Annotated in this window: 13 protein-coding genes; 11 read left to right on the top strand and 2 right to left on the bottom strand. The window is 35.0% G+C overall.

Translation table 11 applies throughout. The features are described from left to right. Positions 1-10 precede the first annotated feature (10 nt). Entirely contained in the window at positions 11-1,606 is a 1,596-nt protein-coding gene (locus tag NSS71_RS15655; protein ID WP_047943826.1) for a response regulator transcription factor, read from the top strand. A gap of 120 nt (positions 1,607-1,726) precedes the next feature. Here the strand turns inward: NSS71_RS15655 and NSS71_RS15650 are convergent, their stop codons facing one another. Further along, positions 1,727-2,398, bottom strand: coding sequence for an NAD(P)H-dependent oxidoreductase (locus NSS71_RS15650; protein ID WP_047943827.1), 672 nt, complete (start codon positions 2,396-2,398; stop codon positions 1,727-1,729). A gap of 189 nt (positions 2,399-2,587) precedes the next feature. On the opposite strand from NSS71_RS15650, the gene NSS71_RS15645 reads away from it, so the two are divergent. From NSS71_RS15645 to NSS71_RS15635, 3 genes are all read left to right on the top strand, one after another. Next, positions 2,588-2,893, top strand: a complete 306-nt coding sequence (locus tag NSS71_RS15645; RefSeq protein WP_341151809.1) for a hypothetical protein — start codon at positions 2,588-2,590, stop codon at positions 2,891-2,893. A 348-nt stretch (positions 2,894-3,241) separates the two neighbouring features. Continuing rightward, positions 3,242-3,817 (top strand): TetR/AcrR family transcriptional regulator, encoded by a 576-nt coding sequence (locus NSS71_RS15640; protein ID WP_047943829.1) that lies wholly within the window; start codon positions 3,242-3,244, stop codon positions 3,815-3,817. A gap of 35 nt (positions 3,818-3,852) precedes the next feature. Then, positions 3,853-5,307 (top strand): DHA2 family efflux MFS transporter permease subunit, encoded by a 1,455-nt coding sequence (locus NSS71_RS15635; RefSeq protein WP_410796286.1) that lies wholly within the window; start codon positions 3,853-3,855, stop codon positions 5,305-5,307. A gap of 94 nt (positions 5,308-5,401) precedes the next feature. Here NSS71_RS15635 and NSS71_RS15630 read toward each other — a convergent pair whose 3' ends face one another. Beyond that, complete coding sequence (locus NSS71_RS15630; protein ID WP_341151808.1) at positions 5,402-6,142, bottom strand: SDR family oxidoreductase; 741 nt, start codon at positions 6,140-6,142, stop codon at positions 5,402-5,404. 127 nt (positions 6,143-6,269) lie between these two features. Between NSS71_RS15630 and NSS71_RS15625 the strand changes: the two genes are divergently transcribed. The 7 genes from NSS71_RS15625 (at position 6,270) to NSS71_RS15595 (ending at position 14,693) form a co-directional block, all read left to right on the top strand. Beyond that, the gene (locus NSS71_RS15625) at positions 6,270-7,172 is read left to right on the top strand and encodes an AraC family transcriptional regulator (RefSeq protein WP_341151807.1); all 903 of its coding nucleotides are present in this window, start codon (positions 6,270-6,272) and stop codon (positions 7,170-7,172) included. Between the two features lie 267 nt (positions 7,173-7,439). Continuing rightward, positions 7,440-8,366 carry an ABC transporter permease gene (locus NSS71_RS15620; RefSeq protein ID WP_047943831.1) on the top strand — a complete coding sequence of 309 codons (927 nt, stop codon included), beginning with the start codon at positions 7,440-7,442 and terminating at the stop codon, positions 8,364-8,366. Positions 8,367-8,389: 23 nt separating this feature from the next. After that, complete coding sequence (locus NSS71_RS15615) at positions 8,390-9,307, top strand: carbohydrate ABC transporter permease (protein WP_047943832.1); 918 nt, start codon at positions 8,390-8,392, stop codon at positions 9,305-9,307. Between the two features lie 24 nt (positions 9,308-9,331). Further along, a complete protein-coding gene (locus NSS71_RS15610) occupies positions 9,332-10,798 on the top strand; it encodes an ABC transporter substrate-binding protein (protein ID WP_251688164.1) in 1,467 nt (488 codons plus the stop codon). 70 nt (positions 10,799-10,868) lie between these two features. Continuing rightward, a complete protein-coding gene (locus NSS71_RS15605) occupies positions 10,869-11,483 on the top strand; it encodes a DUF624 domain-containing protein (protein WP_047943834.1) in 615 nt (204 codons plus the stop codon). A 12-nt stretch (positions 11,484-11,495) separates the two neighbouring features. After that, positions 11,496-13,187, top strand: coding sequence for a sensor histidine kinase (locus NSS71_RS15600; RefSeq protein WP_047943835.1), 1,692 nt, complete (start codon positions 11,496-11,498; stop codon positions 13,185-13,187). 15 nt (positions 13,188-13,202) lie between these two features. Further along, a complete protein-coding gene (locus tag NSS71_RS15595; RefSeq protein ID WP_341151806.1) occupies positions 13,203-14,693 on the top strand; it encodes a response regulator transcription factor in 1,491 nt (496 codons plus the stop codon). Positions 14,694-14,735: the final 42 nt, after the last annotated feature.

Raw genomic sequence — 14,735 nt, 5'->3', positions numbered from 1 at the left:
GGAATAGATAATGTTAAAAGCCCTTATTGTTGATGATGAGCCATATATTCGGGAAGGAATTAAAGTCATGATTGACTGGGGAAAATACGGTTTTGAACTTTGTTATGAAGCCGGAAATGGGGAAGATGCTCTTCAAATTATTCGAGACTATGATGTTGACATTGTTTTTACCGATATAAAAATGCCTGTTATGGACGGATTAGCATTAATTAAACAAGTAAAGCAGAGCATGGATAAGGAAATAAGATTTGTAATCTTAAGTGGATATTATGAATTTAAATATGCGAAGAAAGCTATTCAATATCGGGTCACTGATTATTTGTTAAAACCAATACAGGAAAAGGAGCTAATCGATTTACTAGAAACCATTAACAAACGATTTATAGTACTAAAGAGAAAAGAAAAAGAGGAAGAAAAAAAGAACAAGGCAATTATTGATTATCATTTAAAAAATATTTTATATGATAAATTTACCTCAAAGGACATCGAATTTGTCAAAGAAAGGTATGGGAATTTTAGAAACTATACCTTTATTAATATGGATGTTGTACAAGAAAATAGGCAGGAACGTGTTATGCCAGATGAAAAAAAGAAATGGAGAAAAATGCTCTATAAAGTAATAGAAAAAATGGTACAGGAAGAGAATTTCCTTATTCTTTATGATATAGAAAATACAAACATGGAATACTCAGTAAGTGTTGTTTGGCAATGCAATCGCTCTGAGGTTTATAGAGCAAATTATATAGAGAAACTTCACAGAAGATTAATTAGTGAAGTGCCGTTCACGGTGAAAATATATATCGGAAATACAGTACAGAAAATAGAAGAAATAACTGATTCCTATAATAAAGTAGTTTTAGGGAAAGAATATGAATATTTTTATTGTGTCGATAAATCAATAATTTATTGCGATAACACACCAGTATTTTCTTTAGAGCAATATCACTTATCTCAAAAACGGATAAATCAATATATTGATAGTATATCAGAAAATAATGAGCAAAAAATAAATATTATTGTTAAAGAAATATACGAAGAATTTCAACAGAAATGTCTGCATCCTCAATTAATAAAAAACAATCTTACTCTGTTAATTTATCAATTAGCAGACCTATGGAATAAGAATAATAAACCGAATTTTTCTAATGATGAACCCCTCCTTTTTATTCATGATCAGAAGAATATTTTATCTGGAAAAATTTCAATGGATGAGTTTTTAACCTATTCATTACATTTTGCAAACTATTTATATAGTATCAGGAATTATTCATCAAAAGACATCTTAGTTAAAATCGAAAGTGACATTGCAGAGCGCTATATGGAAAAATTGAGTTTAAGAAAATTAGGAGATAAATATAATATAAATAGTGTATATTTAGGCCAATTATTCAGTAAGAAATATGGAGTAGCCTTTAAAGATTACTTAAATGAATATAGAATAGAAAAAGCATGCCGGCTTTTAGAAGAAACTGATGACCGCATTTATCAAATAGGGACAAACATAGGTTTTCAGAATCCCGATTATTTTATAAAAAAGTTCTTACAAGTTAAGCATATGACCCCTAGAAAATATCGTCTTATGTCTAGAAGTATAAAGGAAGCATAAAGACAAGAAGCATGGAGACAGTATAAATAAAGAATTAGTTATCCTTTTTTTACTCTCCCCCGCATTAATTATAGTCACTAAAGCGGGGAGAGTTTTCCGTTAGGCAATTTTAAACAAAACTTATACCCACTTCACCACATCATCAAATTCTCTGCGTGTTTTTGGATATGGATCTTTCGCACGATAACCGAATGCTACCATGACGGAAATTCCTAAATGGCCATCTTCTAAAAGTCCTTCTTTATTTAATAACTGATTCATTTTTTCCATATGAAAGCCCTCTATAGGACAAGAATCGATGCCGATTTGGGCAGCAGCGGTCATCATATTTCCAAGTGCGATATAGGTTTGTTTAGAAGCCCAGTCAAATAAAGAACGATCGGTGTCTAAGCGGAAATCCTCCTTTTGAAATTCTTCTATCCGTTCAATCATTTTTGGAATCACTTCAGCAGGAAGCTTGGATACATTGGTAAACTGTTCTTTTAAATAGGCGGAATCATAGGCTGTATCTAATTTTGTTCTAGCTAATAAAATAACAAAATGGCTGGCGGCTGGAATCTTTGTATACGCTCCCCAAGACGATTGTTTGATTTTATTCAGCAATTCTGGATTTTCAATCACAAGAAATTTCCAAGGCTCAGTACCAAATGAGCTTGGAGAAAGACGAGCTGTTTCTAATATAAATTTCATATCACTTTCTGGAATCTTCTTCTCTGGATCAAATTCTTTTGTAGCATGACGAAAATGATAGGCAGCAAGAATTTCTTGTTTTAACTCTTCTTTATTGCGCATAATTTATCTCCCTTCTTATAACCATCTGCATTACCCCGTATTTCTTTAAGGTAACCAATTTGTTTATGAGTATAGCATAGGAAATTATTGTGGTAAAACAGTCTGATTTCTCTTCATATATATCCATTATTTGTGTATGATATATATAAAATTCCATTAATTTACAACGGAATAGGGGAGAGTAGGCGAATGAAAAGCAAGAACACTAGCATATCTTTTTATTGCTTCTTAGCTTCTATTGTTGTCTTTATTCTAGCTAACATGATGGGGAAGTTATATGATGAAACAGGATTCAGCATTGGAATTGGGAACGATTATCTCGGTTATAGCATATTAGCAAGTATATCTATCATCCCTTTAGTCGGACTGATATTCGGATTAAAAGGCGAAAAAAGTCGCTTGAAATACCTTTCTATTGTTGGAAATATATTAGTATTCTTGACAGTGGGCCTCTTATCAATGGCTTTAATCGTTTACGACTTCCTACCACAATAAGCCAGGATAAGTATTCAGTCTGCGGGAGATTGCCACCAACTTATCTTTCTTAAAAAAACATAGCCCCATTATAATTAGACGAATGGATTTAATATGTCCGTATAATTGTTCTGAGGGCTGTTTGGCTGGAATACTTATTCCAGTATTTTTTTGATGAAACAACTGCACCAGAAGGCATCTTGGTGAAGAATATAAATGAAAGCCCTTTACTGTAAAAAATAGATAAAGAATCAGTAATTTTTGCATAAAAAGAAGCAAAATAAGCTATTATTTTCTTGACACTTCTAGAATGTCACATTAATATTATGTAGACCAGTTGTTATAATACTTTTAAGAAGAGATGATCGAATGAAAAAAGGCAACAATAAAAAAGAAGCAATTCTAACTACTGCAACGAAACTATTTCAACTGCAAGGATTCCATGCAACGGGTCTTAATCAAATAATTGATGAGAGTGGTGCTCCAAAAGGCTCCTTGTATTATCACTTTCCAAACGGGAAAGAAGAAATTGCATTAGAAGCAATTAAGCGAATGCGAGAGCTAGTGGTAGAGAAAATGAAAGCAGACTTATATAGCGGGGAAACACCTGTAGCTGCCTTTCAACAACATGTGAATTCTATCGCAAATGAATTTGATCAGATGGGCTGCAGTGCACTTGAAGGCTTGCAAATTAGTCTGATTGCTTCTGAAACAGCGTTAACACATGAAACGCTGCGCTTGGCATGTGATGCTACTTTTACCGATTGGCAGGCGCTTTATACAAATAGGCTAGAGGACTTTGGCTTTGCAGAACCACTGGCAAAGGAACTGGGTATTACGTTAAATGCAATGATAGAAGGTGGGTGCATGCTTGCTCTCACGAATAAGAGCAGTAACCCCCTGCGTTGCATTTCGAATCAAATAGCAGTGCTGTTAAAACAGTGATTTTTTGGATTTAAAGGAGGAAAAGAAATATGACAATGGATATTCCCGCTAAAGGCGAAACAATTGGGAAAACGGAGTTTAAGACGGTGCCGATTATTGCCTCCTTTTTAATTGCGGGCTTTATTGGATTATTTAGTGAAACGGCACTGAATATGGCATTAAGAACAATTATTACGGATTTTAGTATTAACGAAACAACGGTACAATGGTTAACAACAGGTTATTTATTAACACTTGGAATTTTAGTGCCTGTGTCAGGACTTATTCTACAATGGTTTACGACAAGACAGTTATTTATTACTTCCCTTATTTTTTCGATTTCGGGAACGCTTATAGGAGCAATTGCGCCGACCTTTACAATCTTAATGGTTGCTCGTGTTGTTCAGGCAATTGGTACAGCACTATTATTACCGCTTATGTTTAACACAATTCTTGTGTTAATTCCACCGCATAAACGGGGAAAAGTAATGGGGATGATGGGGTTGGTCATTAGTTTTGCTCCGGCAGTAGGGCCAACTATTTCTGGATTAATTCTTCGCTCTCTTACTTGGCACTGGATTTTCTGGATTTCCCTGCCACTGCTTGTGGTTGCGCTTGTTTTCGGCAGTATATTTATGCAAAATGTAACGACATTAACGAAGCCAAAGATTGATATTTTATCGATTATTTTATCAACAATTGGATTTGGTGGTATTGTTTACGGGTTTAGTAATGCTGGAGAAGGCGGCGGATGGGGCAGCTTAGAAGTAATTATTTCTATTGCCATTGGACTAATAGCATTAATCTTGTTTGCTATTCTTCAAGTGAGAAGTGAGCAGCCAATGATGAATTTAGGTGCTTTTAAATATCCAATGTTTGTTATAGGGTTAGTACTTGTCATCATGATTATGATGGTTATGCTTTCATCCATGATTTTATTGCCGCTATATTTACAAAATGTGCTAGCATTAAGCACATTTACAGCAGGATTACTTCTTCTGCCAGGTGGTTTAATTAATGGATTGCTTTCGCCAATTATGGGAAGTCTCTTTGATAAATTTGGTCCAAAATGGTTAGTTATTCCTGGTCTTGCACTAGCAACTCTTGCATTATTTGGATTCTCTACAATTGATATTGATACATCATCAGGTTTTATTATTGCTTTGCTGATTGTATTAATGATTGGTGTCTCTATGGTAATGATGCCGGCACAAACAAATGGCTTAAACCAATTGCCGCCTGAATTATATCCACATGGAACTGCAATTATGAATACGTTGCAGCAAGTTGGTGGAGCTATCGGAACAGCAATTGCTATTTCTCTTTTAGCTTCAGGTTCTGCGGAATATATAGATAGTGCTGCGACCGATTTAACCAACCCGTTAAGTCCATTGCTTGCCTTTACAGCTGGTGTACAGAAATCATTTAGCTTTGCGATTATTGTTGCAATCATTGGTCTAGTTCTATCGTTCTTTATCAAACGAGTGAAAGTAGACCATCCATCTCATTAATAGCAAAATAATCTAATGAAAAATCGATTGGAGGAATATCGATTTGCACTTTTCAGTGTGAATCCCATTCTTTCAATCGATTTTTTTCTTACAATTAAACCATTCCACCATTAACGCGAAGAGTCTGACCTGTAATCCAACGAGCATCTTCACTCGCTAAAAAGGCGACAACTTTTGCGATATCGTCCGTTTCTCCGAAGCGGCCGAAGGCGTTTAGTTTTTTTAGGTTTTCTAATTGTTCAGGGCTTTTGCCATCCATAAACAGCTCGGTATTTGTAGGACCAGGTGAAATCGTGTTTATAGTGATTTTTTTGGGACCAAATTCTTTTGCCAGCTGTCTTGTAATTTGTTCGACAGCTCCTTTTGTTGCTGCATATAGGCTGTAACCAGGGAACATCATTCCTGCTACAGAGGTGGAAAAATTAATAATTCTTCCTTCTGCCTCCATATGCTGAAGCGCTTGTTGGCAAGCAAAATAAGTACCTTTTACATTGATGGAGAAATGTAAATCAAATTCTTCTTCTGTTACAGCCTTTAATGGTATAGTGTGCATTATGCCAGCGTTATTAACAAGAATATCTATTTTTCCAAAGTGCTGAAGGATTTCTATAAATAAACGTTCTACCTCTTTAACTTTACTGACATCTGCTTGAACTGCAATAGCTTCTCCACCTTTATTCACGATGCTTGCAACAACTTCTTTAGCTTTTTCTGAGCTACTTGAATAGTTAATTATCACCTTCGCCCCTAATTGAGCAAGTTCTTCTGCGATAGTTGCTCCTATTCCTCTCGATGAACCAGTTATAATAGCGACTTTATCTTGTAAATGCTTCATTTCTTCCTCCCATAGCTAATTATTAGTCTTTAGATAACATACTGTAATGATAAGAAAACTTTCAGCAAGAGTGATAGAAGATTTCTGTATAATCTTTGCCTAATTCTCCAAATAAGAGGTAAAATGTATGAAAAGTAGGGGGGATATGGTGAATAATAAAAATGAGTTAACGGAACTGGTAGAAAAACACTTTAAAACAGATGGTACACACGCAACAGAAATTAACCATCTAAGCATTGTCCGAGCATCCACATTAACAGAACCGCTTCATTCTATTGTCGAGCCTTCTGTTTGTTTCATTATACAAGGTTCCAAAATAGTGATGTTGGGGGAGGCGATATTTCGCTATGATTCCAGCCAGTATCTAGTTATATCTGTGCATCTGCCTATTCGCGGGAAAATAATAGAGGCTATGAAGGAAAAGCCATATTTATGTATTAGACTTGGATTTACGACAGAACAGATTTTAGAAGCAGTTGCTAATCATAAGGAAGTAGTTTCAGATCCTCCTAAAAGAGCGATGCTTGTAAATAAAACCACCTCTGAAATGACAGATGCCTTACTTAGATTAATAAGGCTGCTTGATACTCCAAAGGATATCCCTGTTCTTGCACCATTATATCAAGAGGAAATATTATATCGGATTTTACAGAAGGAGGATGGTGATCAGATAAAGCAATTTGCCATTTTAGGAACTCATGCCCAGGCGATAAAAGAAACCATTCAATTGATAAATCAGGCATATGCCGAGCCGCTTCGCGTAGAGGAATTAGCTAAAGCTGTGAATATGAGTCTTTCTTCCTTTCATCATAATTTTAAGTTGATTACGGGTATGTCTCCTTTGCAGTTCCAAAAAATGATTCGTTTACAGGAAGCGCGCAGGTTATTGATAGCTGAAGGATTAGAAGCAGCGGAAGCAGCTTTTCAAGTTGGGTATGAAAGTCCGTCGCAGTTCAGTAGAGAATATAGCAGATTGTTTGGATTGCCGCCAAAAAGTGATGTGAAAAAATTACAAGATAATTGGAAATAATGAAAACCTACTATTTGGAGCACAAATGGCAGGTTTTTCTTTTTATGCTGACAATCATTAAGTTTTCAAAAGTGCGTTATGATTGAGTACATATTAAGGATGTAACCTTATTTAAGATTTTGTTTATCATATTTATATTTTACCTAAAAAAACATATAATTCGTTTAGTTTTTCCTATAATTTGTTTATTGGTTAGCACTCTCTTCGATATTATAATTTAGCTATACCAAAAAGAAAGCGTTTTCCAAAGAAAGGAGGGATAGAAAAATGGCCATGTTAAGAAATTTGTGGAGAAATAAGGCCTTTTTGTTAATGGCATTGCCTGGAACTATTTGGCTTATTTTATTTTTTTATATTCCGGTATTCGGGAATGTTGTGGCATTTAAAAATTTCCACTATTCAAGTGGCGGATTTTTTCAAAGCTTGCGGGAAAGCCCGTGGGTTGGGTTTGATAATTTTAAGTTTTTATTTTCTTCCAATAATGCTTACTTGATTACAAGAAATACTGTCTTATATAATGTGGCATTTATTGTGTTAGGGTTGATTTTTGCTGTTTTCTTGGCAATAGTACTCAGTGAACTGCGTTCAAAAAGAATGATTAAGATTTATCAAACTTCGATGCTATTCCCTTATTTTTTATCATGGGTTATTATCAGTTATTTTGTCTTTGCATTTTTAAGTCCAGATAAAGGATTAATGAATAGTATCCTTACTCTTTTTGGCGGGGAAGAAATTAATTGGTATAACGAGCAAAAATATTGGCCATTTATCTTAATCGTCTTAGGAATATGGAAAGGTGTCGGCTATAATAGTGTCATTTATTTTGCGAGTATAATGGGAATCAACTCGGATTATTATGAAGCTGCGATGGTTGATGGAGCATCGAAATGGCAGCAGATTAAAAATATCACGATTCCGCAGTTAGTACCTTTAATATCTATTCTATCTATTTTATCTGTCGGCAATATTTTTAGAGCTGATTTTGGATTATTCTATCAAATCCCGAGAAACTCAGGTGCTTTATATGAAGTAACAAGTGTCTTAGATACTTATATCTATAACGGACTGACAAGTACAGGTGATATTGGGATGACAGCAGCTGCAGGTCTTTATCAATCAGTTGTCGGCTGTATTTTAGTAGTTCTGGCTAACTTCATTGTTCGCAAATTTGATGAAGAATCTGCATTGTTTTGAGGAAAGGAGGTCCAAATCATACAGTGAAAAAGAAAAAAATAGAGCATGTTCGTGTCCGAACTTTTAGTCGAAAAACAAATATCTTTTTTAATATCATGGTAGGCTTGTTTGCCTTCTCTTGTATTTTTCCCTTCTTATTCGTAATCATTATATCGTTTACAAGTGAAACAGCCTTAATAACAAATGGATATGCATTGTGGCCAAGTGAGTGGAGTATTCAAGGGTACACATATTTAGCTGATTTAAAAACGCAAATTATTCAATCCTTATTTATTACCGTATTTGTAACAGTTGTCGGAACTTTTATCAATGTTGCATTCACATCAACCTATGCTTATGCCATCTCTCGGCCGAATTTTCGTTATAAGCGATTTTTCACCATCTTTGCCTTAATTACGATGTTATTTAGTCCTGGAATGGTACCAAGCTATATTGTGATGACGAATATGCTACAGTTAAAAGATACCGTGTGGGCTCTTATTCTTCCTATGGCTTTAAGCCCGTTTAACATCATCGTGATGCGAACATTCTTTAGAAGACAGGTGCCAGAATCGATTATTGAATCTTCCCGTATTGATGGGGCAAGTGAAATGAGGATCTTTACACAAATTGTTTTACCATTAGCGGTGCCAGGAATTGCAACAATAAGCCTGTTTGCCGCACTAGGATATTGGAATGATTGGTTTAATGCACTGCTATACATTCAAAGTGATAATCTAATTCCACTGCAATACTTATTGATGAAAATCCAAAGCAATATTGATTTTATGACCCAAAATGCGGGCTTAAGTGGAAACTTATCTGGTGGCCTTGCCGCTATTCCAAAAGAGGCTACGCGAATGGCGATGGTTGTGATCTCTACCTTACCGATTGCATGCAGCTATCCATTTTTTCAACGTTATTTTGTTAGCGGCTTAACAATTGGCGGGGTAAAAGAGTAAGTAAATAAAAGGGGGATATGGTATATGAAAATGAAGAAAAAAGTTCCTTTTCTACTTGTATTGATGTTGCTGATTGGCACTGTGTTAGCTGGCTGTAGTTTAAAAGGAAATTCTACAGCGGATAACAGTTCTAAAGATGGTGTAACCACCTTATTAATGTATCAAATTGGCGATAAACCGGAAAATTTTGATGTGTTAATGGAGAATGTTAACAAGAAAACGGAAAAGGAGATTGGCGTTCGTGTTAATTTACAGTATATTGGCTGGGGCGATTATGAGAAAAAAATGTCTGTTATCGTATCCTCTGGTGAAAATTATGATATTGCCTATGCCAATAACTATGTAACAAATGCGCAAAAAGGTGCTTATGCAGATTTAACGGAATTACTTCCAAAATATGCGAAAGAAGCCTATGACATGCTGGATCCAGCCTATATTGAAGGGAACACAGTGAATGGGAAGCTTTATGCGTTCCCGGTAAATGGCAATGTGTACGCACAGACGATGTTTTCATTTAATAAGCAATATATTGATAAATATAATTTAGATATTTCTGATGTGAAAGGATACAAAGATCTTGAGCCGCTTTTGAAAGTGATAAAAGAAAACGAAAAAGACGTCATGCCATTTTCTGTTGGGCAAGGATTCCGCGTTCTCCCTAATATGGATTTTATCTTAGGAAATGGCATGCCTTTTGCAGTGGATTTAAATGGAGATACCGCCAAAATTATTAATCAGTATGAGAATAATCAAATGCAAGAAAACTTACGAATTATGCATGAATACTACAATAAAGGATATATTGCTAAGGATGCAGCAACAAGCAATACGGAATACCCATTAAATAGTGGTACATGGTTTGTTCGCCAAGAGACACAAGGACCGTATGACTATGGTGATACCCTTTTATCAACAGTTGCAGAGCAGCCAATAGTTTCCATGCCGATTACAGATCCGATTAAGTCTACAGCACAAGCGCAAATGGCAAACTTTGTTGTTTCTAGTAACTCAAAGAATAAAGAAAAAGCAGTAGAGTTCTTAGGTCTTCTAAATTCTGATCCAGAACTATTAAATGGTCTTATTTATGGGGAAGAAGGAAAAGCGTGGGAGAAGGCCGGAGAAAACAAAGTAAAATTATTAGATGGCTATAAGTCAAATAATCATATGGCAGCTTGGAATACAGGCAATAATAAGATTGTTTATGTTCAAGATTCTATTACTGACGAACAGATCAAAGAGCGAGATGAAAATATTGCCAATGCTACAAGCTCTCCAATTCTAGGCTTCACCTTTAATACAGATTCCGTGAAAACAGAAATCACCAATATTTCGAATGTAATGAGCCAATACCTTGATGGATTAAACACAGGAACATTAGATCCAGATAAAGCAATCCCTGAATTAAATGAGAAATTAGAAGGCGCGGGGTATGAAAAAGTCCGCGAAGAAATGCAGAAGCAATTTGATGCATTTCAAGCCTCTAAAAACTAATCTTTAAAAGGTGCGTTAGCTCTAGTTAACGTGCCTTTTCTCATCATATAATAGAAAGGAGAAAAGCGATATGATTGCCTCTTTTTTGACTACTTTTTTTAACCGATTTTATGTAGTAGTAAAACTGAATCTGTATTTTTGGCTGCTGACTATAATGGGGGGGATTATTTTTGGTATTGGCCCTGCATTGTTAACGATTGTAAAGCTATCTTTAGAGTGCCGCTGGGACCATCAGGAATTAACATGGAAGAATGTATTTTCTACCTTTAAGACTAGCTATAAACGTGGCAATTTCTCCTTTTACGGATTTTTGCTATTAGGTGTCATTTTAAGCTATAATCTTTATTTTTCCCTTCAAATTAATCATTTGCTCTTTCTCATCATTGACTTCTTGCTTATCTTTGCCCTATTTTTAATTGCTATCAGCTTCCTGTTTTCGCTCTTTATTGAGGCACAATATGAAGCAGCGATAAAAGATGTATGGAAGCTGTCGTTTCTCTTGTTCTTTATGGACTTCTGGACACTCCTTAAACTAGGAGGGCTGCTCGCTGGCATTTCTGTTCTTACTTATTTTAATCCTGCCCTAATTTTATTCGGAAGTATCTCGCTGTTTATCATACTAGCTAGCTTTATTTCCAATAAGCTATTTATAAGACTTAGTCAAAAACTCGTATATGTATCTTAAGGATGATGCTAATTGGGAAGTAAGTATTTTATTAATTCACTATTAAAAACATATTCTATTATCTTAATTTCTGCTGTTACTCTTTTTGCTTTATTAGTCAGCTATAATACAAGCCAGGATAAGCAAAGGACAGCAATCGATTCTGTTGAGAGGGTCGCTAATCAATTAGAAAATATTGTGACAGACAATGAGAAAAAGTTAGATAAAGTAGTTGCTAATTTAATGGCCAGCTCAGAGATGATCACAAGTATGTATCAATATTTTGAGTTAGAACCAGCAGCATATTTACAAAAATCGTTAAGTGAGCAAAGAAATAATGCCTTTCTTTATCTTCCGCGAATCGTAACAGAGATGTATTACTTGGATGATGATATTGAATCGGTAACCATTTCATTAAATGATTATAAAGAAGTCTATTATTCAACGAAGGAAAACAAGGGAGGCAAGAAGTATTTCCATACTCCTATCCGCAACAATCAAGTAGTCTACCAAAAAGCAATAAAGGATCCCAATACTTTATCACAAATTGGAATTGTATCAATTGTTTTTAATGATAAAGAATTAGAACGGATTTTAGATAATGACAAAGAGAAAACGTCTCTTCAAGCAGCAATTATTTCTGATACAAAAAAACTAGTATACTATCAAGGACAATACAGACAAGACTCTGTGCTCCAACAAAAGATTGCAGCAAATTTAGAAGAGTCTTCCGTTATTAGTCTTAAGGATTTAGAAAAACAATATTATATTAAAAGTGTTCATACAAGCAATGACTTTGAGGTGCTCGCTTTCATCAGTAAAAAGGAAGTAAATAACGAATCGATGAAAAGTCTGTTTTTCTTTTTATTTGTTAGTGCTATTTTAGACGGTATTCTCCTTTTTGGGCTCCGAAAAACGTTTAAACGATATGTGATTCAAGTAGAAGATATTCAAAAAGGAACCAATCAAGTTTCAAACGGGAATATGGAAGTACGCATTGAAGAAAAGACGAAGCAAGGGGAGCTAAAGGATATTTCTCATAGTATCAATCAGATGTTAGATAGCATTAATCGCAATATTGAGGATATCTATAACTTAGAAATCAAACAAAAGGATGCTAATATGCGGGCGCTTCAGTCTCAAATTGATCCGCATTTTCTCTATAATACACTTGAGTACATTCGTATGTATGCGGTAAGTGAAGGGGCCGATGAATTATCGAATGTTGTTTATGTTTTTGGAAGCTTGTTAAGAAACAGCATCACCCAAGAGAAAGTAGTTACAATCAGACACGAGCTCGAATTTTGTGAGAAATATGCTTATTTGTATCAAATGCGCTACCGGGATCGCATCGCTTACGGGTTTCAGATAGAAAAGGAGCTTGGAGAAATTAGCATCCCTAAATTTTCTATTCAGCCGCTGGTGGAGAATTTTTTTATACATGGGATTGATCATACAAGGAAAAACAATACAATTAGTGTAAAGGTCTCAAAGCAAGATGGGTATACCTGCATTTTAATCAAAGATAACGGAACAGGAGTACACGAAGATAAATTAAAGAAAATCAACGAATTATTGAAAACGCCTTCTTCAGAAAATCAGTTAGAGTCCTCTATCGGCATACATAATGTAAATGCAAGATTGCGATCCTTTTTTGGAGATACATACAGCATGAGGTTAAAGACCAATCCATTAGGCGGATTAACAATCGAAATCTTGTTTTAAAAGGAGAGGATAGCTTTGTATAAAGTTCTGCTTGTTGATGATGAATATATGATTGTAAGAGGTTTGCAAAAGTTGATTCCTTGGGAGAATCATGGATTTGAAATTGTCGGCACAGCAGGTAATGGGCAAGAGGCTTTTGAATTTGTAAAAAGACAAAAGGTAGATATTGTGATAACCGATGTAACCATGCCGATCCTTTCTGGGATTGACTTTCTAAAACAAGCACAAGAAGCGTCCATCTTTTTCCGTTTTATTGTGTTGTCTGGCTATCAAGAGTTTGAATATGTGAAAGAAAGTCTCCAGATGGGAGCAGAGAATTATTTAATTAAACCGATAAACAAAGAGGAATTAATCGAGACGTTAAAAAAGTGTATCAAGGAGTTTGAAGAGGAAAAGCTGCGAATCCAAGGCGAAAAATATTTATTTGCACATTTACTCAAACGCTGGGTACATGATGATATTGATTATATGGATTTAAAAAAGATGCTTGCTGCCTTTGATATAAGTACGGAGATGAAAAGGTATCAAGTGCTGATCTTTACCTATAAAAAGAAACTCCATGACCAAGTTCATCAGCTGTTACATACGAATAAAGATTTATATTTTTTTCATCATTATGAAGAAGACCAATGGGTCGTTATCTATTTTGGTGGAAGATGGGGACTGGAGAGCTTAATGAAATCAATCCAAGTGCTATACTGCCAAAATAAAGTGACTTTTGGAATCGGGGAAGAAGTAAAGAAAATGGCTGATGTTTCCTTAAGCTATGAACATGCAAAGAGTAGTTTATATCTTAGTTCTTTTTATGAAAGACAGCAACAATTTATGGACACGGCAACCGCCAATGTTTTAAATGAAAATGTACCGAATATATCGTTCACAGCGTTTAAAAAGGCATTAGGAATAAGAAATATAGAAACAATTCAAACGGAGATTAAACAAATCTTTGCGGAGTTAATGGAATCCGCCGCTTCACCTGCATACACTCGCTATATTATCTTCCTGGTATTCATGGATATTTATCGCGAACTTGAGGTTCAGGATGAATTCATCTATGAAGAGATGGTGGAGAAAATAAATAAAGCTTGTTCTTTTAAAGAGCTGCAAATGATCATTAAAGATCTGTTGGACAATCTGAAGTATAAGAAGTTTAGAAGAGAATACAGCATGAATGTTCAAAATGTCCTCAAAATCATCCAAGAAGAATATCACGAGGATTTAACATTAAAAGCAATTGCCGAAAGGCTCCACTTAAATGTGATGTATGTAGGGCAGATTTTTAAGAAAGAAACCAATAAGAGTTTTTCTCAATATTTAAATCACTATCGCATAAAGCTAGCGCAGAATCTATTGCTGAATTCAGAGCTGAATATAAATGAAATCTCCGAAAAAATTGGCTATATGAGTCCAGGTTACTTTTATAAAAACTTTAAAAAATATTGTGGTATTTCTCCAAAAGAGTTTAGGGACAGCTATCAGCAATTATTTGAGCCGATTGATGAATGAGGAAGTGGATTTGAATATAAAGAAAACCTACCCTTTGGCTTG

It is taken from the genome of Niallia sp. FSL W8-0951 (genome assembly GCF_038006525.1).
Lineage (GTDB): Bacteria > Bacillota > Bacilli > Bacillales > Cytobacillaceae > Niallia > Niallia circulans.
The sequence above is the reverse complement of the archived record's forward strand: the minus strand, read 5'-3'. Positions and strand labels throughout refer to the sequence as shown.

Excerpts from the sequence above, each read along its gene's own strand:
- NSS71_RS15625 (WP_341151807.1), top strand. The coding sequence starts at position 6,270 with ATGAAAAGTAGGGGGGATATGGTGAATAATAAAAATGAGTTAACGGAA.
- NSS71_RS15605 (WP_047943834.1), top strand. The coding sequence starts at position 10,869 with ATGATTGCCTCTTTTTTGACTACTTTTTTTAACCGATTTTATGTAGTA.
- NSS71_RS15640 (WP_047943829.1), top strand. The coding sequence starts at position 3,242 with ATGAAAAAAGGCAACAATAAAAAAGAAGCAATTCTAACTACTGCAACG.
- NSS71_RS15645 (WP_341151809.1), top strand. The coding sequence starts at position 2,588 with ATGAAAAGCAAGAACACTAGCATATCTTTTTATTGCTTCTTAGCTTCT.
- NSS71_RS15630 (WP_341151808.1), bottom strand. The coding sequence starts at position 6,142 with ATGAAGCATTTACAAGATAAAGTCGCTATTATAACTGGTTCATCGAGA.
- NSS71_RS15655 (WP_047943826.1), top strand. The coding sequence starts at position 11 with ATGTTAAAAGCCCTTATTGTTGATGATGAGCCATATATTCGGGAAGGA.
- NSS71_RS15650 (WP_047943827.1), bottom strand. The coding sequence starts at position 2,398 with ATGCGCAATAAAGAAGAGTTAAAACAAGAAATTCTTGCTGCCTATCAT.
- NSS71_RS15635 (WP_410796286.1), top strand. The coding sequence starts at position 3,853 with ATGGATATTCCCGCTAAAGGCGAAACAATTGGGAAAACGGAGTTTAAG.
- NSS71_RS15610 (WP_251688164.1), top strand. The coding sequence starts at position 9,332 with ATGAAAATGAAGAAAAAAGTTCCTTTTCTACTTGTATTGATGTTGCTG.
- NSS71_RS15620 (WP_047943831.1), top strand. The coding sequence starts at position 7,440 with ATGGCCATGTTAAGAAATTTGTGGAGAAATAAGGCCTTTTTGTTAATG.